This window comes from Janthinobacterium sp. GW822-FHT07H11 (assembly GCF_058798615.1).
In genome coordinates this window covers 2,168,718-2,190,749 of record NZ_CM179507.1, presented here as the reverse complement: position 1 = coordinate 2,190,749, position 22,032 = coordinate 2,168,718, and the positions used below count along the sequence as shown (strand labels likewise).

Genomic DNA, 22,032 nt, shown 5'->3' with positions numbered 1-22,032 from the left:
GGGACGCTTAGTGCAACGACGCCAGCGCATTCCCCCGCACCTGGAACGCCACCCTGGCTACCGTCTTGCCGGCATCATCGACGAGAGCCAGCGCGTGCTTGCCGGGCACGGGGCGCCAGCTGATGCTGTCAAGGGCGGCGCCCATATCCTTGCCGTCGAGCACCCAGCGCAAGCCGTGGCTGCCCTGCGCCTGGAAGAACACGCGCTGCAGGGCGGGCGGGATGTCGGGGTCGATGGCGAGGATGCTGTCCTCGGCCGGATACACGATGGCGGGGGGCTTCACGGTGTCGCCCAGCACGGCGATGACGGGGCTTTCCGTCCCGGCAATAAACCATTCGCGGCGCGGCGCTTCCAGCGCGGGCTGGTAGGCCACCATCTGCTGCTGCACGCCGGGCGGGGCTTTCGGCGCGTGGCTGGGCACGTTCTTGTGCAGATAATCCATCACGTCGCGCCACACGGGCGCGGCGCCCGTTACGCCCGACACGTCCCACATGGGCTTGCCGTCGAAATTGCCCACCCAGACGCCCACCGTGTAGCGCGCCGAGTAGCCCATGCACCAGTTGTCGCGCATGTCCTTGCTCGTGCCCGTCTTGACGGCGCTCCAGAAATTCGTCCCCAGCTCGTTGCGCAAACCAAAGGTCATGCTGCGCGCGGCGCGGTCCGCCAGGATATCGCTCACGATGAAGGCGGCGCCCGGCTCCATCACGCGGCGTTTGTCCTTGCCCGCCTGCCCCGGCTGCAGGCTGGCCGTGCTGTACAGCCCGTCATTGGCCAGCGCGCGGTAGGCGTTGGCCAGTTCCAGCAGGGTCACTTCCGACGAACCGAGCGCCAGCGAGGGGCCGTAGTATTCGGCCGGCTCCGTCAGGCTGGACAAGCCAACGTCCTTCAGGCGGTTATAAAAACCGTCCTGCCCCGTCAGCAGCACCGTGCGCACGGCCGGAATGTTCAGGGAACTGGCCAGGCTGGTGCGGGCGCTGACGTAACCCTTGAAATTGCGGTCATAGTTTTGCGGCGCGTACATGCCGGACGCCGTGGCGACGTCGAGCGGTGTATCGTCCATGACCGAGGCCGCCGTCATCAGCCGGCGCTCGATGGCCAGTTCATACAGGAATGGTTTTAAGGTGGAACCGGCCTGGCGCAAGGCCGTCACGCCATCGACGTGGCTGCCACCCGCATTGCCGACATAGGCGAGGATCTCTCCGCTGCGGTTATCCAACACGATGATGGCGCCGTCGTTGACATTGCGTTCGCGCAAAGATCCCAGCTGCTGGCGCAGGTTTTCCTGCGCGAAGCGCTGCAAGGGACCATCGAGCGTGCTGGCGACTTGCGCGCCCGCCTGCTTCAATAACTGCTGCGCCACCTGCGGCGCGGGCGCCAGCTCCGCGTAGACCGCATTGCGCTGCAGGGCCGTCTGCACCCTCTGGCCGATCAGCTGGCAGCTGCTGTCCATGCGCCACTCCTTGGCCAGCGCGCAGGCGCGGCGCGTGACGGTGGCCGGCGGCGCGTTCGGCGCCCGCACCAGGCTGGCCAGGATGATGGCGTCGGTCTGGTTCAGGCCGGACGGCGCCTTGCCGAACAGGCTGTACGAGGCGGACGCGATGCCTTGCAGCTCGCCACGGAACGACACGAGGTTCAGATAGGCCTCAAAAATCTGCGCCTTGCTCCAGCTGTCCTCGATCGCCTGGGCGGCGCGCATCTGGTCCCATTTCTGGCGCAGGCTGCGTCCGCCCGAGGACGCCTGCAAGTCCGCGTCGAGCTGGCCCGCCAGCTGCATGGTGATGGTCGAAGCGCCCCGGGCTTTCTTGGAAAACAGATTGTCCCAGGCGGCCGTGGCCAGCGCGGACACGTCCACGCCGCCATGGCGCATGAAGCGCTGGTCTTCCGCCAGCAGCACGGCCTGCTGCACGGCCGGTGAAATATCGGCCAGCGGCACCCATGGCAAGCGCCGCACCTTCATGTCCACGCGTAACGATTGCAGCGGTGCGCCGCCGCGGTCCAGCAATTGCGCTTCGGAACTGCGGTAAGCGGCTTGCACCTGGGCCGGTGTCAGGACCGCCTCGGCGAAAACCGGGCCGGCCAGCAGGCCGCCCATGATCAAGATCAACCGTTTCACTGGTTCACCTTGACATTCGCATTCGGCGACTCGCCAAACATCTCGGGCGAATACATGGCTTCGATGCGCGTGGCCGGCAGGCTGAAGTCGCCCGCATTGTTCAGGCGCACCGTGTATTCCACGCTCCAGTTACCCTTCGGCACGAAGGCGTAGTAGGCACGGAAAGCGTCGAAGGCCCGTTCCTCGAACGTGGGCCAGACCCAGCCCGTGGATTTTTCTCCGGCCGTCAGCAACTGCGAATCGCGGCCCAGGCCATTGCCCAGCACGCTGGCGCTGGCGGGAATCGGATCATCGACCACCACCCAGCTCATGTCCGCCTGCGCCGACAAGTCCAGGCGCACGCGGTAGACGTCGCCGCGCGACCAGGCGCCCGCCGTCTTCTGTTCCACCGGCGTGATGGTTTTCTTGATCGTGTAGCCGCTGGAGACGGGCGCCTTGAGCGGGATGGCCGCCAGGCTTTGCACGGTGGCCCAGGGTTTGCCCGTGCCGCTGTGCGCCAGGCCCAGGGTGTCCATGCCTTTCGGCCACGCCTGCAGCACGGGTCCCACTTTCGCCGCGCCATTCCACACGAGCGCCTGCGTATCGCTGCCCAGCTTGACGGCACTGGCGCCCGTCACTGGCGTGGATTCGAATTTGGCCGAGAATTTGGCGATCGCCAGGGTGCCCCAGGCGTTGGCCACCGTCGTATCCCAGCGGCCCTTCTTCTGGCGGCCCATGCTGCCGCGCACCAGGCGGCCGATATCGTCCTTCCATGCCGGGTCGTCCATCACGGCCAATAATAAACGGTTGGCGTTGACGTCGCCGGAGACCATCAGCCACCACCAGTTATCCTTGCGCTCGGTGGAAAAGCCCATGGTCGTACCCTGGAAATTCAGGCGCGAACGCAAAATCTGCTGCGCCTCGGCCAGCAGCGCATCGCGGCGCGCCAGGCCAGGCGTGCGTTGCAGCAACAAGCTCCAGTCGATGACGGCGGACGTCGGCCACAAATTCGGGCTGATGCTGATGCTCTCCAGCGCATCGGGCGGCACTTTATTCGAACGCGACAGCGCTTCCAGCGCCGCAAGTTTACGCACGGCCAGGTCGGTGGTGGCCAGCGCGGAACGGCGCACGATCTTGCCCTGCACAAAGGCCGTCAACGCTGCTTCCATGCGGTTCTTCGTCTGTTCCGGAATCGCGTAACCCGCTTCCCTGGTGGCCGACAGGACGTAGGCCGTCAGGCTGTCGCTGCCCTGCTCCATGATGGGGAAATATTTCAGCAAGCCGTCGCTGTCCAGGTAGGCGGGCAGGCTGGCGGCCAGCCGGTTCCACGCCTCCTGGTCTTGCAGGGCGATGGCCTTCGACGTGTTTTGCTCGAAGCAGGTGTACGGGTAGGCGGCCATGTACTCGCGCACGCCGGGCAGCTCGCCACCGAGCCTGGCGACAAAGCTGGTCTGGATGCCGCCCCGGCCCGGCAAGGCGCCGGCCGGCATCTGCACGGACATATTGACGGGTTTCTCGATCTGCAGCAAGGTGGCTTGATACGTGCGCACGGGCGTCGCCTGGCCCACTTTTTGCGTGATTTTGAGTTTATCGGAGGTGTTGCCAAGCCCGTTGCCCGCCTTGGCGCTGATCTCCCACACGACCGTTTGCGCGCCGAGCGGCACCTGGTAATCCCAGCCCGTTTCGCGCGCTTCGCCGGCCGCCAGGGTTAAGCTCTGGCGCGGCAAGGCCTTGCCGGCCGCGCTGGCGTTCAGTTCCACGCTCAGGGGCGCTGCCGAGGTGTTGCGCACAGTAAAGCCCGCGCGCAACTGGTCGCCTTCGCGCACGAGCGTCGGCAAGCCCGACATCAAGATCAGGTCTTGCGAGCTGCGGATATCCGTGCTGCCCGTGCCAAACAATTGCTTGCCGGCACTGGCGATGGCAACGATGCGGAATCCCGTCAAGGAGTCGTTGAGCGGCACTTGCACCGTCGCTTCGCCCTTGGCGTCGAGCTTGACGGTGCCTTTCCAGAACAGCAAAGTGTCGAACAGCTCGCGGCTGGCGCCCTTGCCGCCGCCCCCGCCGGCCGGGAAGGCCTTGCGGCCGAAGTGGCGCTTGCCAATCACCTGCATCTGCGCCGTCGCCGTTTCCACCTGCAGGCTGCGCTGTGCCATCATGGTGTCGAGCAACTTCCAGCTATCGTTGGGCATCAGTTCCAGCAAGCCCGTATCGACGGCCGCCAGCGCCACTTCGGCGCCGGCCGGCAGCGGTTTGCCGTCGGCGCGGCGCACGCGCACGGATACTTCCGCCTTGTCGCGCGTTTTATAGACTTCCTTGTCGGACACGACCATGACGTTCAGCTCATGCGCCTGCCACCCCACGTTCAGCGGCGCGATGCCCATCTTGTAGGCCGGCTTGCCCAGGTCGACCAGGGCCGTCGGCTGCACGCCATCGACGCGCCCGCGCACGACAAACACGGACACGTACACATTCGGCGCGTAATTAGCTTTGACCGGGATGGTCACCACGGGTTCCCGGCCATTGAGCTGGCGCACATAGGTGTCGAGGATGCCTTCGCGCTCGACCGTGATCAGCGCCGTGCCCGAGCGGAACGGCATGCGCACCTGCAAGCTCGCTTCCTGGCCCGGTTCATAGCGTTTCTTTTCCGGCAAGACATCGATGCGGTCATTGTCGCTGGCGTTGAACCACCAGTCACCGCTGCCGGCCACCCAGGTTTCGCGGTTCGCCACGGCCGCGTTGCCGGACGCATCCTGCGTGCGGGCGCGCAAAATCAGATTGCCGCTGGCGGGCGCCTTCACGTCGCAGATCAACAGGCCTTTATTATCCGTCTTGCCATTGCAGGCAGGCCCCAGCTTGACGACTTCGCTGCTGTTTTCATACGCATAGAAGCCGCCGATCAGGCGCCGGCGGTGCGAGTAACTGTTGCGCTGGAAGAAGTCGACGGCGACGGCGGCGTTCGCCACAGGCTTGCCATTGGTACCGAGCACGGCCACCGTGAACTTGAAGGCATCCTTGCTCAAGGCCCAGGCGTCGGGCTTGATGCCGATCACGTAGTTTGACGGCCACAGCGGCACGCGCGTGGCAACCGAGGCTGTCTCGCCATTCGCATCCTGGAAGGCCATTTCCGCCACCAGGTCGCGCGGCGTGGACAGCTGCGGCAGCTGGTCGATGACGATGCGCGCCCCACCGGCCTTGTCCAGGGTCAAGCTTTGCGTGCGCGCGGCCGTGGCGCCGGGGCCGGCTGCGCCGCCGTTGCCTTCGTCCTGCCACTCGCCTTCATCGTCGTCGTAGCCCGTGCCCTGCTTCACCAGACCTTCCTTCACGTCGCCATTGCTGAAGCTATAGTCGGGATAATCGGCGAACGTCACGCTCTTGTCTTGCAGCAGCGTGCGCAGCTTGACGGGCGCATTCGTGGCGGCGCCGCCGGCCAGATACGTGATTTGCGCATCGAGGGCCAGCTGCTTGGCCTGCACGGCGGGCGCCTTTGGTCCCTGCAGCACGGCTTTCATGGTCGGCACGCGGAACGCTTCCACGCGGAAACTGCCGGACGGGCGCCCCGCCATGGTGACGCTGTATTCGCCCTGCTTGGCGTCGGCGGGAATGGCCCAGTCGCTTTCCGCCGTGCCGCTGGCGGACCAGCGCAGCGGTAATTGATAGTTCTGGTCGCTGCCCTGGTGGGTGATGACGACGGAGGTGGCGCTGCCCGGGCCGTTATTCTTGTCGACCAGGCCCATGCCCTGCTCCGTGTGTTTGCGGATGAAATGCTTCATGTGCACGGTTTCGCCGGCGCGCAGCAGGGTGCGGTCGAATACGGTCGCCAGCAGGGTGTTGTCGGCGCGCGTGTCGTCCGTCGGCAAGTTGAAACGCCAGGCTTCGATGCCGCCCACCCAGTCCGACAAGGTAAACGTCATGTCGCCGCCGCTGCGCGCACTGATAAAGTAGCCGCCATTGTTCTTGCAGCTGGAAGCGGCCAGCTCGCCGGGCATGTGCGCCACGCCGTCCGCGCCCGTGGCACCCTGCCACAGCAGCTTGCCGACGCAGTCGCGCACGGCAACTTGCGCATTCGCAACGGGCGCGCCCTTGTCGAGCGACGTCACCCACACGAGCGACGATTGCGCGCCATGCTTGAAATGGGCCGCCAGGTTCGTCACCAGCGCGGCCGTGCGGATATACGCGGTCGTCGGTTTGCCCAGCAACGCCTTGCCGAGGATAGGGCTGGCCAGCTCGACCACATAGAAGCCCGGTTTCAGCAAAGGGATGCCGATCACTTCAAAGGTTTTCTTGCCATCGGGACGGGGCAGGCTGATGGGGCGCGTGCCGGCGGCATCGGCCAGCACGGATTTGCTCATGTTGCCCGCATATTGCGCGTACGGCTGCCAGTACTCGCCTCCGTCGCCATTGCCGGCCAGGCGCTGCATCCACTCGATGATGAACTTGTCGTCCTTGTCGGGCACGCGCAGGGTGGCGCCCGTGGCGGCAGCGGATAGCTGCGCGACTTCCTTGCCCGACAGCACGGGCTCGATATTGCGCACCGTCACGGGCAGCAAGCCGTCGCCCTTCGCTTCGATGATGCCGAACGGGGCCGGAAACTTCAGCAGCGGCGGCTGTTCGCCCGTGCGCACCGTCATGGGAAAGCGCGCATGGTTGAGCAGGGCGCGGCCCGCGTCATCCTTCAGGCCCGGCGGCAGGCTCAGCACGAAGCTGGCCTGCACGGGAAACGGTCCGTTGAAGGTCACGTACTGCAGGAATTCCGCCTTTTCCTCTTCCTTCGAGATCGTCGGCGCATACGTCTTGCCGCCGCCCTTCAGGGTCATGGCGCGTACCTGCGCCGCGCTCACGGGCGCGGAAAACTGCACGCGCATGGGCAGGAAGGGAATGCACTGCTCCTTCGGATTGCTGCGCTCGCAGCTGAACTTGGCCGTGAAATCGGGCCGCGTCTTGAACTGCAGGGTTTGCGCCTTGTCCGTGGCGATGCCGCTGGCGCTGGCGATGCCCTCGCCCCACACCAGCGACACCTTGGCGTTGGCGGGGAAGCTGCGCTTGCATTGCAGTACGGTCACGGGCAACGGCGGCGCGCCCTTGCTGGCGACGGGCATGCCCGCTTTCCAGAGCGTGCCGCGCTTCTTGAAGTAGACAGTCAGGTAGCGGTCGAGAAAGCTCTTGCGCAGGGTCAATACCTGCTCCAGTTCCTTGCCCACAAGCCGCCGCACGGGAATCTTTTCATTGATGCCATCGGCGCGGCAATACGCATGCGCGGCCACGCTGGCCTCGTTCGGCACAGCGTCCAGGCCCAGCACGAAGATCTGGTTTTCATCGATGTAGGGCTGGCCGTCATAGGGGACGGCCTCGACGATGGCCGGTCCGCCCGTGGAAAAGCGGTAGGACGTACTTCCCTGCAAGGGCTGGCCCGCCAGGTCCTTCAGCCCCGCCTTCAAGCTAAAACTGCAGGCCACGCCGGCCGGCAGGTCGCGCTCGAAATCGTAGTTCCAGTTGCGCTCGTCGGCCCAGCGCCCCGCGCCCGCCACGACGCCAGGCTCGGCCTTGCCGCAATCGATGGCGAACGGCGCGGGCAAGCCCATGTCGCCGAACGGCACCATCGGCGTGGCGAACTGGGCGCGTACCTGGCGCACGGCCTTGACCGTGCCGCTCGGCGAAAACAGGGCCACGCCGCTGTCGGCCCAGGCCGGCAACGCCGTCCCCAGCGCTAACAGCAGCGCAAGGGCGCCAAGCGGAGTCAGCGGGAAAGTAGGGATAGGCTGGGGCACGGGTGACTCCTTCAGGAAAAGTGGCGAAGCTGGCGGCGGCGCTGAAAAGTTACCCAAAGGAAAAATAATGAGCAACGGTGCGCAGCCGGAATGCAGCAACAATGCGACATCAATGTAATATTAATTATCAAGCTCATCAGTGTTGCTAATATACAGTGGCAAGCTGGTAACAAGACGTACGATTGCCTCTGTAGAAGCCAGGGGAGATTTGTTTTTTATGCAAACTTCCTTCACTGTAGCGGATTAGTTTCTTTCAACATCGTGGTATTTGTCGTGAATCCGCAACACCCTTGATGTACAACAATGCTTTGTGCGCCAGCGCACCGACTGCCTGAACCTGGAAACGTATTCTCTAGTCCAACAGCAGTGCAAATTACACAATAGTACGTGGCCGCAGCTGGAATTGTTCTCCATCTTGGGCAATAGCCTGTGTAGCAAGATGTCGCTTTGATGCTGTAGAGAAAATCTCTTATCAACGTTGGGAGTTACTTGTGAATAATCTAAAAAAAATCGCCGTTGCCGCCGCCGCCCTGTGCTCCGCCTTCGGCGCACAGGCCCAGGAAATCAATCCCTCCTGGTATATTCAACCTAGCATCAACGCCATGAAGCCCGATTCGGATTTCGCCACCGACAAGACCGGCTATGGTGCTGGCTTACGTTTCGGTAAGCCAGTTTCGCAAGATTGGGATATCCAGTTGGGTACCACCTATGCGCGCTCGAAAGACAACGGCCGGCGCTATCAGCAAAACACGCTGGGCGTCGATGGCTTGTACATGTTCAATCGCAGCCCGTCGTTCAGCCCCTTCCTGCTGGTAGGTGCCGGCATGCAGCGCGACAAGGACTCGGGTGTGCTGGGCGACCGCAGCAAGAGCTCGCCTTATGCCAGCGTGGGCCTGGGTTTCCAAAGCAAACTCAGCGATCAATGGTCGACCCAGGTCGATATCCGCAACGTGCATGGCTTCTTGCGTGGCAACACTTTCCCGAACAGCAAATCGAACAACTACTACGTGACCGTGGGCCTGAACTACGCGTTCGACAAACCGCCTACGCCGCCGGCACCGCCACCGCCGCCGCCCGTGCGTGAAGAAGTCGTCGTCGTCGTGCCGCCACCACCACCGCCACCGCCGCCAGCCCGCTTTGAAAAAGTAACGATGTCGGCGACGGAACTGTTCGCATTCGACAGCGCCAAGCTGGGCCCGACACAGACCAAGCTCGACGAAATCGCCCGCGTGCTGAACGCGGCACCGGACGTCAACAACGTCGTCATCAGTGGTTATGCCGACCGCATCGGTGCGCCCAAGTACAACCTGAAACTGTCGCAGCAGCGCGCTGACGCCGTCAAGGAATACCTGGTCGCCCACGGTGTGGCCGCGAACCGCCTGACGGCCGAAGGCAAGGGTTCCACCAATCCTGTCGTCACCTGCGATAACAAGAAGCGTGCCGACCTGATCAAGTGCCTGGAACCGAACCGCCGCGTTGAAGTGGAACAGATCACCATCGAACGCCGCGTACAGTAAGCAATGCCAGTGGTACGCCACTAGTTAAAAAAGGGGCCGCGGCCCCTTTTTTTCATTGAAAGCCGCTATGAATTTCTCTACCCGCTATCCCAGACTGGCCGGCCTGGCGCCGTTCGGCAAGCAGATGCGCAGTGTCATCGTCTGCTCCGTCACCGAATGGCTGGAACACCGCGCCTCGAGCAAGGGCGCCGCCCTCGCCTATTACACCCTGTTTTCCATCGCCCCCATCCTCGTGCTGGTGATCGCCATCGCCGGCTTTTTCTATGGCCCGGCCGCCGCGCGCGGCGAGCTGATGGGGCAACTGCAGGGTTTGCTGGGCACGCAGGGCGCCGAAGCCATCCAGCTGGTGCTGGCCGGCGCAAAGAACCACGAACAGGGCCGCATCGCCACCCTCATCGCCAGCGCCCTGCTGCTGTTTGGCGCCACCAGCGTCTTTGCGGAACTGAAGGCCAGTCTCGATGAAATCTGGCAAGTGCCGCCGCTGAAGGAAGCAGGCGCCTGGGACATGCTGCGCACGCGCCTGCTGTCCTTCGGCCTGGTGCTGGTGCTGGCCTTCCTGCTGATGGTGTCGCTGGTGGTCAACGCCGCCATGGCCATCCTCGCCAATTTCTGGGAAGGCGTGTGGAAGGACACGGCCGTGCTGTTTACCGTCCTGTCCAACCTGATCGGCTTTGCCGTCATCGCCAGCCTGTTCGCCGTCATCTATAAAATGCTGCCGCGCGTGCGCCTGTCCTGGCGCGACGTGCTGATCGGCGCCTTGGGCACGGCCTTCATGTTTTCGTTGGGGAAATATGCGATTGGCGTGTATATCGGCAATAGCGGCGTGGCCAGCAGCTATGGCGCGGCCGGTTCGCTGGTCGCCCTGCTGCTGTGGGTATATTACTCGGCGCAAATCTTCTTCCTGGGCGCGGAATTCACGCGCCAGTTCGCCTTGCAGCTGGGCAGCATGAAGGATATGCCGAAGACGGACGACGGCGACGTGCAGGTCAAGATACTGAAACGCCACCAGTCGTAAGGCTGTGCTACAGATGCAGCAACGGCGCCCGCGGGCGCCGTTTGCGTTGCCGCAAGCTATTCGCCCAGCAGCTCGGCCACCACTTCCATGCCCTGCACGCGCTCGGCCACCACCTTCACGATGACGATGATGGGCACGCCCAGCAGCAAGCCCCAGACACCCCACAGCCAGCCCCAGAACAGCAGGCTGATGAACACCGCCGTGGGATTCATGCGGGCGATGCGCCCCGTCATCCAGGTGGTGACAAAGGTGCCGACCAGGGTGGCGATGGCCATCGACGTGCCCGTCACCAGCAAGACCATTTCCAGCGATTCGAACTGCAAAAAGGCCACCAGGCCGGTGGCGATGGTGATGAGCAGAGGGCCGAAATACGGCATGATGTGCAGCAATCCCGCCACGATGGCCCAGGCGCCCGCGTTTTCCAGGCCGATCACGCGCAGGGCGATCCACATCAGCAGCGCCAGCAGGCCGTTCGTGACGAGCAGCATGAACATATAGTTCTGGATCGAGGTATTGATATCTTCCAGGATATGCACGGTGACCTTCTTGCGGCTCAGCGACGGCCCTGTCAGCTTGACGAGCTTGCGCTTGAAGGTGTCGCCCGACAGCAGCAGGAAAAACACGAGGAAGATGACCATGGTGGCCTGGCTGATGAAACCCATCAGGCCCAGCGAGCCGGCCCATACCCAGTCCATGACCTTGAAATTGGGCGTGTCGGGCGCCGTGCCGGCGCGGCGGTTGTTGCGGCGCGCTTCGGCACCGGCGGCGACCTGTTCGATCTCATTGGCCACCGCCTGCATTTTCTGGAAAGTGCTGTTCTTGCCGCCCGTGTTTTCGGCGATCAGGCGCGCCAGCTTGTGCGTGGCCGCCGGCAGCTCCTCGACGATGGATTCGAACTCGCCATGCACGCGCTCGATCATGGCGACGGAGCCGAACAGGATCAGGGCCGTGACCACGCTGGCGGCGATGGCGCGCGGCAGGCGCAGTTTCTCGAGCCAGGCGACGACGGGATTGAGGGTATAGGCAATGAAGATGCCAAAGAGGACGGGAATGAGGAATTTCTGTGCCCACTGCAAGGCATACACGAAGCTGACAGTGGCAATGATGCCCAGCGCTACGCCACGCGCATTGACATGCAGCGGCAGGCGCAAGGATGAATCGGTTTGTTCCACGGGCGCGCCGGGAGGTGGCCCGGCAGGCTCGGTGGAAGCCGCCGCCACCGGCTCGGGCGGGGTATCTGTAGGCTGGATATGCATGCGATTCCCGCGACGGTCGGTGGAGGGCCGCAGCGCCGGCCGTGGGGCCGGCCGCCGCGGCAGGTCATGCCATTACTTGACGCGGATATCGTTTTTCACCGACTTCACACCCTTGACGCCACGGGCGACTTCGCCCGCCTTGGCAGCATCCGATGGCTGGGCCACGAAGCCGCTCAGCTGAACCACGCCCTTGAAGGTTTCAACGTTGATTTCCGTCGATTTCAGGGTCGGCTCATTGAAGATGCTGGCCTTGACTTTGGTGGTGATGGCAGCGTCGTCGATGTATTCGCCCGTGCCTTCTTTGGTCGGGGTCGAAGCGCAGCCTGCAACGGCGAACAGGGAAGCGACGAAGAGGCCGGTAGCGATAGATTTAGTGAATTTCATGGTTTTTTCCTTAGGAGTGGTCAATCAACGTGCTCACAGTGAGCTTCTTATACCAGTGTGCCTACATCACGCCGACAGGCGATCAATAGCCAAACTGGGTTTTTGCAGCCTTGATACAGTCATCCTTGGCTGCGCCGGCTAATGCATCGCATTTTTCTGCTGCGACCTTGTACTCGGCTTTTCTTTTTGCTTCACGCGCATCGCTGCGCGCTTCAATGACTTTCTTGTCCGCCTTGGCATCGGCCAGGGCCGCCACCTTGGTGGACTTGGCCAGCTTGACGCAGACATCCTTGTCGTTGCCCGTCAGCGCATCGCAACGGGCCAGGTCGACGTCGTAGTTGGCATCGGCGATCTTGATGCGCGCCTTGGTATAGGCACGCAGGGTATTCGTGTATTGCGCCTGGGCTACCGCTTCATCGTAGGCACGCACGGCCTTGGCTTCGGCGATGCAGACATCCTTGGGATTGCCCGTGATTTTTTCGCACTGCGCATGCGCCGCCTTGTAATTGAGGGCCGCCTGTTCATTGGCGGTCTTGTAAGCAAGCTTGGCTTCGGGGGTGGCGGCGACGGCCAGTCCACCCCATGCGGCGCAGGCGAAGCTGACGACGATGGCGGCAAACATTTTGTTCTTGTGCATATTTTTATTCATCTGGTACTCCCTGGTGGTCATAAGCATGTCTGCTTGGCATGACTACCGTTTTACGTGGATAGTTCCATCCCTTCTGTACGCTGCCGTACACAAGCAATTTATTTTGAAAGCACGCAGCGGGGCGGGAGATAAAACAACATTTGCGCACAAATCGCGATGGCAAACAGGCTGGCGTAGCCGCCAATAAGTACGTGCGGCAGCGTACAGACCGGGATTGCACCGATGTCTAAGATGGCCTTACACCCTCACCACGTCAGGAGAATAAAATGAAAACCAACGCCACCTTGGCTGCACTGATGCTTGCCGCCATCGCCATTCTGAGCGGTTGCGCCACCGGCCCTACCCAATCACAGCAGTACTACCCGGCCAACCAGCCTGAGTCCGCAACTTACGGCACCATCGATTCCATCCAGCTGGTGCAGGGCAGCGGACAGACCAGCGGCGCCGGCGCCGTGGTCGGCGGCATCGCCGGTGCCCTGCTGGGCAACACCATCGGTTCGGGCAGCGGCCGCACGGCCGCCACCGTGGCTGGCGCCGTTGCCGGCGGCGTCGTGGGCAACCAGGTCGAAGGACGCAAGCAGCAGGCGCAGAATTACCAGATCAGCGTACGCCTGGACAATGGCGAATACCGCACGGTGGTCCAGGATAGCGCGTATGACTTGCGTCCCGGCAACCGCGTGCGCGTCGTCGACGGCCGCGTCTACCGCTATTAATTCCACTGGCGCCGCGGTCCCGCAATGACGGGCACGCGCGCCAGCATTCAGTACGACATGTAGTACAACAAGGAGATACCATGGGCACCATCATTCTGGTTATTTTGATCCTGGCCCTGGTCGGCGTCCTGCCCACCTGGCCGCACAGCCGTAGCTGGGGCTACGGCCCCAGCGGAGTGGCAGGCCTGATCGTGGTGATACTGATCCTGCTGTTACTCACAGGCAGGTTGTAAAAAAAGGCGCTACGGCGCCTTTTTTATTTCAAGGAGGAAATATCATGACTACCCGCATCGCATTCCCGGCCATCGCCGCCCTGCTCGCCTGCTGCCTCGCGCCGCTGGCCCACGCACAAACCGCCACGCCCCAGCCGGGCGACCCGCAACGCTGGTACCAGGACGACAGCACGCCGCAGGCGCAGCTGCGCACCCTGCGCAAGGAAATCACGGCCGCGCTGGCCGAGGCAAAGAAGGCTTGCCGCCTGGAGCCATCGGCCACGCGCGCCAGCTGCCTGAAGGATGCGCAAGACACGTACCGGCAAGACATGGCGAACGCGGAAAAATTGCGCGAAGCAGCCCATCCGCAGTGACAAGCAGCGCCGGGTAGTGCTGTTACGACATCACTACGCGGCGTCGCGTTCGTACGGTGGCAGCTCATGCACCACCAGCGGCGTGTCTTCCGTGACAAAGGCGAGCCAGCCGGCCGCCTTGATGGCGCGCAAGGCATCCTGGTAGCCCTGTTCCCAGCGCCATTCGATCGAGCCCCTGGAAAAATTGATGTCCTTGGCCGCCATATGCCAGTCGCGGCCCGCGTACGGCAAGCGCACGATGTGCATGGTGCTGTCGCAGCCCAGCGCCACCAGCTCTTCCGTCTGCTGCCGATTATGCGCGTCGTCGGGCAGCTTGGCATACAGCTCGCGCAATTTGTGCTGCAAGGTATGCGTATTGACGTAGTCTTCGATATGGCGCTTCGAGCGCGAAGCGAAGGTGACGTCTTTTTGCCGCGTCTGCACTTCATCGAGCGTGGTCGGCTCCGGCCCTTCCGAACTCCACAAGTCGACCATGAAGACCAGGGTATCGACGTGGGGCGTATCGTCGAGCACGGTTTCCAGCGGCGTATTCGAATACAGGCCGCCATCCCAGTACAGGTCGCCATCGACGCGCACGCCGGCAAAGCCGGGCGGCAAGGCGCCGCTGGCGCGGATATGGTCGGCCGTCAGCGGCTGCTGCTGGCTATCGAAACTGGTCAGGCTGCCGCATTTGACGCGCAGGGCATTGACCGTCAGGCGCATGCCGCCAGGCTGGTTCAGGTAGTCGAAATCGACCAGTTCCTCGAGGGTGCTGGCCAGCTCGCTGGTGTCATAGAAACTGGCCTCTTCCGGCTTGACGGCAATTCCTGCGGGAAACAGGCTGAACGAACGGGGCTTGAAGAAGCCGGGCACGCCGCGCAACAGCGTATCCAGGGTGGCGAGCCAGATGTTGGAGCGGCGCTGCTGGTCGGACACCAGGTTCATGTCGATGCTGTCGCGGTGCGCCACGCGCTGCCAGAACTGTTTCAGGCGCACGAGCCGGTCTTCGTGCTTGTTGCCGGCCAGGATGGCGGCGTTGATGGCGCCGATCGAGGTGCCCACCACCCAGTCGGGCGCCAGTCCGTGTTCGTGCAGCGCATGGTACACGCCGGCCTGGTAGGCGCCCAGCGCGCCGCCGCCCTGCAGCACCAGCACGATGCGCAGGCGCGAGGGATTTAACTGATTGACCGGTGTCTTCGCATGCATCATCAAGAGGGCCCTCTGTCCGCCGCGCGGAATGCGGCGGGTATCATTGTAAGGGATTGCGCCTGCCCGTGCCGGAGCTTGGGTACGGGCAAAAAAAACGCCGTCAATGACGGCGTTCCTGTGCGGCTGGCGCTCAGCGCTTGCGGCGCAGCCAGCTGGCGGCAACGGCGGCCACGGCCACGAGGACCAGGGCCGGCTTGACCAGCTTCTTGCGACCGATAAACGATAACGCCGTCAGCACGTAGGGCATGGCACCTTGCAAACGCATGCCGCCCGGCGCCAGCAGGGACTCGACGCGATGGCCGGCAAAGCCGACCGCCGTCTCGACCACGCCCTGCAGCAGCGATTCGGGACGCAAGGCATAGCCCACGTTGGCGCGCGCATGCACGATGCCCACGCGGTACATTTCGCCCTGGGCGATCAACAGGCGCTTGCGGGCGGCTTGCGCCGCCAGTTTGTCGTTTTCCGACATGAATTCTCCTCGTGAGGCCGCTTACATCAGCATGTCGCGGTCGGCCTTCAATTCCGCCATGGTGGCGGGCATGGACAGCTTTCCTTGACGCAGCATGGCGCGCGCATACAGGACCAGCGCAATGGCCAGCAGTACGAACACGACCGTCATGATCGCCAGGATCTTCCAGCCCAGGCTATCCCAGGCCAGGAAAACGATCAGCACGCTGCCGTAAGCGATGGCAAACAAGCCCGCCACCGTCGCCAGGGCGAAAATGACCACCAGCTGCAGCATGTGATTGCGCACTTCCGACAGTTCGATGGTGGCCAGTTCCAGCCGCGACAACATCAGTCCGACGGCGTTCTTGGCCAGGCCGGCGACCGAGCCGATCAATCCCGGCCCCTGGTGAGACGAAGCAGACTTGTCCATATCGCTCCTGACAGTGGATTACTTGCGGCCCAGGATGAAGCCGACCAGCACGCCGACGCCAGCGGCGACGGCCACGGTGCGCCATGGGTTTTCCTTGACATAACCGTCCGCCTGCGAGGCGAGCTGCTTGGTGGCGACGATGGCCGATGCCTGCGCTTCGTGCGCCTTGGCCAGCGCGGCGTCCAGGGTTTTCATGCCCTTGACGCGCACTTCGTCGGCTTTTTCGCCGGTCAGGGCGGCAGCGGCGCTGAACAGGGCTTGCGCATCCTTGACCAGGGTTTTGACATCGTTATTGACGGTGGTGATATTGTTTTCCAACATGGTTTAGCTCCTTAGCTGTGGATGAATGTAGTTACTATACCTACTTTACTCAAAAACACTATTCCATTAGATCGCGCATATCATCGGCGTGCTCTTCCTCGACAGCCATGATCTTGATCAACAAATGGCGTGTGGTGGGGTCTTTGTCGCCGATTTTCACGATCATCTGGCGATACGACTCGATCGCTACCCGTTCCGCGATCAGATTGGCACGCACCATGCTCTGCACGTCCTCGGAGTCATCATACTCGGCATGGCTACGCGCAAGCAATGTTGCAGGATTAAAATCTGGCTTGCCATTCAATTGCACGATGCGTTCGGCCAGCCAGTCCGCATGCTCCTGTTCCTGCTGCGCATGCTCGAGGAACTCGGCCTTGATGGTGCCATTGTCGCGCCCGCTCACCGTGTAGTAATGGCGTTTATAGCGCGCAATACACACCAGTTCGGTGGCCAGCGCCCCATTCAACAGGGTGATCAGCTCCTGGCGGTCGCCCTGGTAGCCAGCCGTCACGGCGCCGTCATCGAGGTTTTTGGCGGCGGCGCGGATGGCGGCCGTATCGATGCCAGCTGGAATCTCAACAGATGTTGGTGTCATGATGCTTCCTTTCAAGTGGTACATGGGTATCCACCGGCCAAGTAGCGGCCGGTGCTGCCTGCTAACCAATCAAACACTAGGCAAAACCGTCGCGAGCGGCAGTCAATGGTGGCCGAGAAGCGAAGCTGTGCTATAGCACAGTGAGCATCGGAGGCCGCAAGTGGCGACGCGCAGCAGGTTTGGCCTGGTGTTTTAACGGCGGGCGGGAATGGCCGTGTTATCTTCGGACAAGACGATTTCCACACGGCGATTCAGCTGGCGGTTTGCCGCCGTATCGTTGCCGGCGGCCGGATAGGCGGCGCCGTAGCCTTTGGTGGCGATGCGGTCGCGGCTGATGCCTTGCTCGAGCAGCGCATTGCGCACGGATTCGGCGCGGCGCTGCGACAGTTCCAGGTTGTGCGCGGAGCCGCCCGTGCTATCCGTAAAGCCTTCGATCAGCACGGTGCGCTGCGGGTTGTTTTTCAGCACCTCGGCCAGCTTGCGCGCCGTATTCGCGCCATCGGCCGTCAGGTTGGCCTTGTCCGTGCCAAACAACACGTCGCCCAGGGTAATGACCATGCCGCGCTCGGTTTTCTTGGCGGCCAGGTCGGCCAGCTGCACTTCCAGCGCGGCGGCGCGGGCCGTGGCGTCACGCGCCGATGCTTCAGCCGATTGCGCCTGGGCCTTGGCCGCTTCCGCATCCGCTTGCGCAGCCTGGGCGCGGGCCGTGGCCTGGTCAGCCTGCTGCGTGCGCGCATCGAGGCGCAACTGGTCGCGCTGCTTGCCGGCGTTGGCGATATCGGCTTCCGCCGCTTTCTGCTTGGCGACTTCTTGCGCCGTGGCTATCTTTTGCTTGGCCAGGTAGGCCAGCTTGTCGACTTTTTCGCTATCTTCCTGGCGCGTGGCGGCGGCATTGGCCGCTTCCAGCGCGGCGCTCGCTTCGCGGAATTCGCGTGGCGCATAGGTCGATACCATCGGGTTCGACTGGGCGGCCATGTAGTCGCCGCGGGTCTGGTCGAGCAGGCTGGTGGTGGTCGGTGCGGAGCTGCAGGCGGCAACGAGGGCGGCCATGGCCAGCAGGCCGGGAATGGTGGTGTAGGTAGCTTTTTTCATGATGGAATCCTGTTATTAGTTATTGTTGTTGCTTATTGTTTTGGCGCTTGCTGGTTGGCACGGTCGAGTTCTTCGCGCATGACGCGGATGTTCTCGTTGATTTCATCGGCGGCGCTGGTGGCCTTGGCCGAGTTGGCCTTGCTTTGCGCCAGCTTCGCATCGGCTTGCGCCTGGTCGGCCAGGTCGCGCGCCAGCTTGTAGTCGCGGTCTTTCAAGGCCTGGTTGGCCATGCGCATCTTTTCGCGTGCCGAACGCATTTCATCGGGTGCCAGGTCGGCGGCGCCGGCGCTGGCGGCGTTATCGACGGCGGCGCGCGACACGGCGACATCGGCCGTGGCCGGCGTTTTCAGGCTCGAGCAGCCCGTCATCAAGACGACGGCGGTGAGGCAGGCGGCCAGTGCGGTCATGGGGGTGTTGATGAAATCTCGGTTTGTCATTTTTGTTCTCCTGGAGAATGTGAGTGATGTGTGACACGTGGAACGAATCAGGAACTGCGTTTGATGTATGACGTTATAGGCTTCGGCTCCCCGCATATCCGTTCGGTGCCGCACATAGAGTAAGAAATCGACAATACTTGCATCGGCAACGTGCGCCAGCGCACGTGCCGGGCTGCAAAAGCGAGAAACGAGCCCGGCTTTGGAGCGATTCCTGTAGCATCGTGAATACTTGTCCAGAAAGAATCGTCCCCCATGCAACTGTCACGCCGCCAGAAAATCGCCCTCGCCAGCACCGCCGTCCTCGTCGCCCTGCCCGTCGCGGCCGTCCTCGTGCTCCTCAATACGGACTGGAACCGCGCCAAGCCCTGGCTCAATGCGCGCACCAGCGAAGCGCTGGGGCGGCCATTCGCCATCGAAGGCGAGCTGTCGCTGACGTGGCAGCAGCCGGCCGGCCCGCGCGGCTGGCGCGACTACCTGCCGTGGCCGCACCTGCAGGCCAGGGATGTGCGCCTGGGCAATCCCGACGCCATGGGCGCCGATGGCGCGCAACTGGCCAGCGTCGGCCAGCTGGCGTTTTCGCTCAATCCGCTGGCCCTGCTGGAGCAAAAGATCAGCATTCCGGAATTGCGTTTCGACACGCCACAGGTGCACCTGCTGCGCGGCAAGGACGGCAAGAACAACTGGACCTTCGAGCGGCAGGCGCAGGCGTCGCCGTGGAAGCTCGAATTGCAAAGCGTGGTCTTCAGCAAGGGCACGGTCTATCTGACGGATGCGCTCACGCAAGCCGAGATGCGCGCCGACGTCGATACCATCGCGGGCGACGCGCGCTATGGCATCGCATGGAAGCTGACGGGCAACTACCATGGCCAGGCCATCGTGGGCGGCGGCAAGGCCGGCGGCGTGCTGTCGCTGCAGCGGCAGGGCACGCCCTTCCCCGTGCAGGCCGACGTGCGCGTGGGCGGCACGACCGTCGCCATCGACGGCACCCTGACGCGCCCCACGGACCTGGCCGCGCTCGACGTGCGCCTGAAGGTTTCCGGTCCCAGCATGGCCCGCCTGTATCCGCTGACGGGGGTCTTGCTGCCGGAAACGCCGCGCTTCAGCACGGAAGGCCATTTGACGGGCACGCTGGCGCCGGGCGGCGGCGAATGGGTGTACGACCAGTTCAGCGGCAAGGTGGGTTCCAGCGACATCGGCGGCAAGCTGGCCTTCTCCGCCAGCAAGCCGCGCAAGCGCCTGACGGGCGAGGTGCACTCGCGCCTGCTGCAATTTTCCGACCTGGGTCCGCTGGTGGGCGCCGATTCCAGCGCCAGCAAGGCGGAACGGGGCGTGCCGTCGACGCAGCCGGCCGGACGCGTATTGCCGGTGGAAACCTTCAAGACGGAACGCTGGACCAGCCTGGACGCGGACGTGCGCTACACGGCCGACAGGATCACGCGCGACGCCGACCTGCCGATCAGCAAGCTCGATACGCATGTGGTGCTGACCGATGGCGTGCTGTCCTTGACGCCGCTCAACTTCAACGTGGCGGGCGGCACGCTGACCTCGCAGATCAAGCTCGACGGCAGCGGCAAGGTCATCGCCAACGGCATCGCCGCCGAACTCAAGGCCAGCGCCCGCCATCTGCGCATCAAGCAGCTGTTTCCCACGCTCGATGCCTTGCAGGCCAGCGTGGGCGAGATCAATGGCGATGCCTCGCTGTCGGCCACGGGCAATTCCGTCGCCACCCTGCTGGGCAGCTCGAACGGCGAAGTGCGCGCGCTGATCAACCGGGGCAGCATCAGCAAGCTGTTGCTGGAAGAGATGGGCTTGAATATCGGCAGCATCGTGCTCACCAAGCTGGCCGGCGACAAGCAGGTCAAGCTCAATTGCATGGCCGCCGATTTCGTCGTCACCAAGGGCTTGATGCAGACGCGCCAGTTCATCGTCGACACGGACGACGCCGTGCTCAACATCGATGGCACGGTGAACCTGGCGAACGAACGGCTGGACCTGACCCTGCAGCCGGACAGCAAGGGCTTGCGTATCTTCTCGCTGCGCTCGCCCCTGTACGTGCACGGCACCTTCGGCAAGCCCGACGTGAGCGTCGACAAGGGGGTGCTGGCCCTGCGCGCGGGCGGCGCGCTGGCGCTGGCCGTGGTGGCGCCCGTCGCCGCCCTGCTGCCGCTGGTCAATACCGGTCCAGGCGAAAACAGCGAGTGCGCGGCCTTGCTGGCCAAGGCCAGGGTCAAGCCCGTGGCGCCGCCGCCGGGCAAGCATCGGCGCGTCGTCAAGCCCTGAGCGCGACGCATGGCAAGGCGCGCTGGCACATTTACAATTGTTACACCCCTATGTGCGTTGCCGAACAGACCCTGCCTTGCCGCAATCCTATCCTGTGACCGTGCCTGAAACACTTCATACGCGGTGTAATGACCGGCCCTACCATGCCGGCGCCGCGGGGTCCGAATTCAAAGGAGATATACCATGCAAACCATTAAAAAACTCGCCGCCACCACTTCCGTCGTCGCCCTGATGCTGAGCCTGACCGCTTGCGCCAACATGTCCAACCAGGACAAGAACACGGCCATCGGCGCCGGCGTGGGCGCCGTCGCCGGCTCCGTGCTGACGGGCGGCAGCGCCGTTGGCGCAGTCGGCGGCGCGGCCGTCGGCGGCGTGATCGGCAACCAGGTCAAGCCGAAGTAATCGGCCATGCCAAAGCGGGGCGGGTGCTGAATGCGCCCGCCCCGCTTTTTTGCGTCCCGCACCGTCAGACGAAGACGTTGGCCATGCCCATCGTGCCCGCGTCCTTCACCAGCTCATAGCAGCGGCAGGAGACGGCTTCCAGGCCGGCCGAATCGAGAATCTCGATATTGCCACGGCTATAGATGATCAGTTTCTGCTGCTGCAGCGCGCTGGCCGCCTTGGTCACGCCGACGCGCCGCACGCCGAGGGTATGGGCGAGGAATTCGTGGGTCAGGTGAAATTTTTCCGACTGCAAGCGGTCACGCGTGATCAGCAGCGAACGGGCCAGCCGGGCTTCGAGCACGTGGAAGCGGCTGCACACGGCGATCTGGATCGCCTGCGCCAGCAAGGTGTCCGTGTAGCGGTACAGCAGGCGCTGCAGGGAATCGAGCTGGGCGAATTCGGCGCAGAACGCCGCGCGCGCGATGCGGCTGGCCGTGCCGGAACGCTGCACCACGGCCCGCACCTGCGCCAGTTCGTGGCCGAGCGCAACGGATGCGCCCAGCACGCCTTCGCGGCCGACGGAACCCACTTCCAGGGTCATGCGTCCTTCCGCGACGGCCAGCAGCGAGATCAGGCAATCGCCGGGAAAATAAATGTGGCCGATAGGCTGGCCGGGCTCGTACAGCACCTCGCCCACCTCCACCGTGACGGTGTCGAACAGCGCCGCCAGATGCTTGAGGTCGGACTCGGGCAGGCTGGCCAGCAAGCGGTTGCCCGCATTGGGCGCGGCCAAGCCCGGACGGCCTGCATCGCGGGACAGGTTCATGGTAGCGGTCATAGCTGGCATTGCCTTTTCCTTGGTGTCGTTACAACTCGACATA

20 protein-coding genes are annotated in these 22,032 nt (G+C 63.5%); 7 read left to right on the top strand and 13 right to left on the bottom strand.

Annotated features, from left to right (window positions below; translation table 11 throughout):
• Window positions 1–7: 7 nt before the first annotated feature.
• Window positions 8–2,092 (bottom strand): penicillin-binding protein 1C, encoded by a 2,085-nt coding sequence (pbpC, locus tag AC3RCJ_RS09875; RefSeq protein WP_492960955.1) that lies wholly within the window; start codon window positions 2,090–2,092, stop codon window positions 8–10.
• A 17-nt stretch (window positions 2,093–2,109) separates the two neighbouring features.
• Window positions 2,110–7,857 (bottom strand): alpha-2-macroglobulin family protein, encoded by a 5,748-nt coding sequence (locus AC3RCJ_RS09870; RefSeq protein WP_492960884.1) that lies wholly within the window; start codon window positions 7,855–7,857, stop codon window positions 2,110–2,112.
• A 491-nt stretch (window positions 7,858–8,348) separates the two neighbouring features.
• Here AC3RCJ_RS09870 and AC3RCJ_RS09865 point away from each other — a divergent pair, with 491 nt between their 5' ends.
• Both AC3RCJ_RS09865 and AC3RCJ_RS09860 read left to right on the top strand, forming a co-directional pair.
• Window positions 8,349–9,374 (top strand): OmpA family protein, encoded by a 1,026-nt coding sequence (locus AC3RCJ_RS09865; protein WP_492960882.1) that lies wholly within the window; start codon window positions 8,349–8,351, stop codon window positions 9,372–9,374.
• Window positions 9,375–9,441: 67 nt separating this feature from the next.
• Window positions 9,442–10,389, top strand: a complete 948-nt coding sequence (locus AC3RCJ_RS09860) for a YihY/virulence factor BrkB family protein (protein WP_492960880.1) — start codon at window positions 9,442–9,444, stop codon at window positions 10,387–10,389.
• Between the two features lie 56 nt (window positions 10,390–10,445).
• Here the strand turns inward: AC3RCJ_RS09860 and AC3RCJ_RS09855 are convergent, their stop codons facing one another.
• The 3 genes from AC3RCJ_RS09855 to AC3RCJ_RS09845 form a co-directional block, all read right to left on the bottom strand.
• A complete protein-coding gene (locus AC3RCJ_RS09855; protein WP_492960878.1) occupies window positions 10,446–11,645 on the bottom strand; it encodes an AI-2E family transporter in 1,200 nt (399 codons plus the stop codon).
• Window positions 11,646–11,717: 72 nt separating this feature from the next.
• Complete coding sequence (locus AC3RCJ_RS09850; RefSeq protein WP_046682432.1) at window positions 11,718–12,029, bottom strand: BON domain-containing protein; 312 nt, start codon at window positions 12,027–12,029, stop codon at window positions 11,718–11,720.
• An 82-nt stretch (window positions 12,030–12,111) separates the two neighbouring features.
• On the bottom strand, window positions 12,112–12,666 hold the full coding sequence (locus tag AC3RCJ_RS09845; RefSeq protein WP_492960876.1) for a hypothetical protein: 555 nt from the start codon (window positions 12,664–12,666) through the stop codon (window positions 12,112–12,114).
• Between the two features lie 278 nt (window positions 12,667–12,944).
• Here AC3RCJ_RS09845 and AC3RCJ_RS09840 point away from each other — a divergent pair, with 278 nt between their 5' ends.
• The 3 genes from AC3RCJ_RS09840 (at window position 12,945) to AC3RCJ_RS09830 (ending at window position 13,977) form a co-directional block, all read left to right on the top strand.
• Window positions 12,945–13,391 carry an outer membrane lipoprotein gene (locus AC3RCJ_RS09840; RefSeq protein ID WP_492960874.1) on the top strand — a complete coding sequence of 149 codons (447 nt, stop codon included), beginning with the start codon at window positions 12,945–12,947 and terminating at the stop codon, window positions 13,389–13,391.
• Window positions 13,392–13,471: 80 nt separating this feature from the next.
• Window positions 13,472–13,624 (top strand): DUF3309 family protein, encoded by a 153-nt coding sequence (locus AC3RCJ_RS09835; RefSeq protein ID WP_492960872.1) that lies wholly within the window; start codon window positions 13,472–13,474, stop codon window positions 13,622–13,624.
• Between the two features lie 44 nt (window positions 13,625–13,668).
• On the top strand, window positions 13,669–13,977 hold the full coding sequence (locus AC3RCJ_RS09830) for a hypothetical protein (RefSeq protein WP_492960870.1): 309 nt from the start codon (window positions 13,669–13,671) through the stop codon (window positions 13,975–13,977).
• Window positions 13,978–14,010: 33 nt separating this feature from the next.
• On the opposite strand, the gene AC3RCJ_RS09825 is transcribed toward AC3RCJ_RS09830, so the two are convergent.
• The 7 genes from AC3RCJ_RS09825 to AC3RCJ_RS09795 all read right to left on the bottom strand — a co-directional run bounded on the left by AC3RCJ_RS09825 (window position 14,011) and on the right by AC3RCJ_RS09795 (window position 18,487).
• Entirely contained in the window at window positions 14,011–15,162 is a 1,152-nt protein-coding gene (locus AC3RCJ_RS09825; RefSeq protein WP_492960953.1) for a patatin-like phospholipase family protein, read from the bottom strand.
• 133 nt (window positions 15,163–15,295) lie between these two features.
• On the bottom strand, window positions 15,296–15,634 hold the full coding sequence (locus tag AC3RCJ_RS09820; RefSeq protein WP_071078646.1) for a hypothetical protein: 339 nt from the start codon (window positions 15,632–15,634) through the stop codon (window positions 15,296–15,298).
• Between the two features lie 21 nt (window positions 15,635–15,655).
• Window positions 15,656–16,042: a phage holin family protein gene (locus AC3RCJ_RS09815; RefSeq protein WP_099760050.1), complete on the bottom strand. Its 387-nt coding sequence runs from the start codon at window positions 16,040–16,042 to the stop codon at window positions 15,656–15,658.
• An 18-nt stretch (window positions 16,043–16,060) separates the two neighbouring features.
• On the bottom strand, window positions 16,061–16,363 hold the full coding sequence (locus AC3RCJ_RS09810) for an ElaB/YgaM/YqjD family protein (protein ID WP_034786336.1): 303 nt from the start codon (window positions 16,361–16,363) through the stop codon (window positions 16,061–16,063).
• Window positions 16,364–16,421: 58 nt separating this feature from the next.
• Window positions 16,422–16,958: a ferritin-like domain-containing protein gene (locus AC3RCJ_RS09805; protein WP_492960867.1), complete on the bottom strand. Its 537-nt coding sequence runs from the start codon at window positions 16,956–16,958 to the stop codon at window positions 16,422–16,424.
• A 192-nt stretch (window positions 16,959–17,150) separates the two neighbouring features.
• A complete protein-coding gene (locus tag AC3RCJ_RS09800; protein ID WP_492960865.1) occupies window positions 17,151–18,050 on the bottom strand; it encodes an OmpA family protein in 900 nt (299 codons plus the stop codon).
• Between the two features lie 32 nt (window positions 18,051–18,082).
• On the bottom strand, window positions 18,083–18,487 hold the full coding sequence (locus tag AC3RCJ_RS09795; RefSeq protein WP_077401548.1) for a DUF4398 domain-containing protein: 405 nt from the start codon (window positions 18,485–18,487) through the stop codon (window positions 18,083–18,085).
• Window positions 18,488–18,739: 252 nt separating this feature from the next.
• Here AC3RCJ_RS09795 and AC3RCJ_RS09790 point away from each other — a divergent pair, with 252 nt between their 5' ends.
• Together AC3RCJ_RS09790 and AC3RCJ_RS09785 are read left to right on the top strand one after the other, a co-directional pair.
• Entirely contained in the window at window positions 18,740–20,767 is a 2,028-nt protein-coding gene (locus AC3RCJ_RS09790) for an AsmA family protein (protein WP_492960863.1), read from the top strand.
• 183 nt (window positions 20,768–20,950) lie between these two features.
• Window positions 20,951–21,169, top strand: coding sequence for a YMGG-like glycine zipper-containing protein (locus AC3RCJ_RS09785; RefSeq protein ID WP_492960861.1), 219 nt, complete (start codon window positions 20,951–20,953; stop codon window positions 21,167–21,169).
• Window positions 21,170–21,233: 64 nt separating this feature from the next.
• On the opposite strand, the gene AC3RCJ_RS09780 is transcribed toward AC3RCJ_RS09785, so the two are convergent.
• On the bottom strand, window positions 21,234–21,977 hold the full coding sequence (locus tag AC3RCJ_RS09780; RefSeq protein ID WP_492960951.1) for a Crp/Fnr family transcriptional regulator: 744 nt from the start codon (window positions 21,975–21,977) through the stop codon (window positions 21,234–21,236).
• Window positions 21,978–22,032 lie beyond the last annotated feature (55 nt).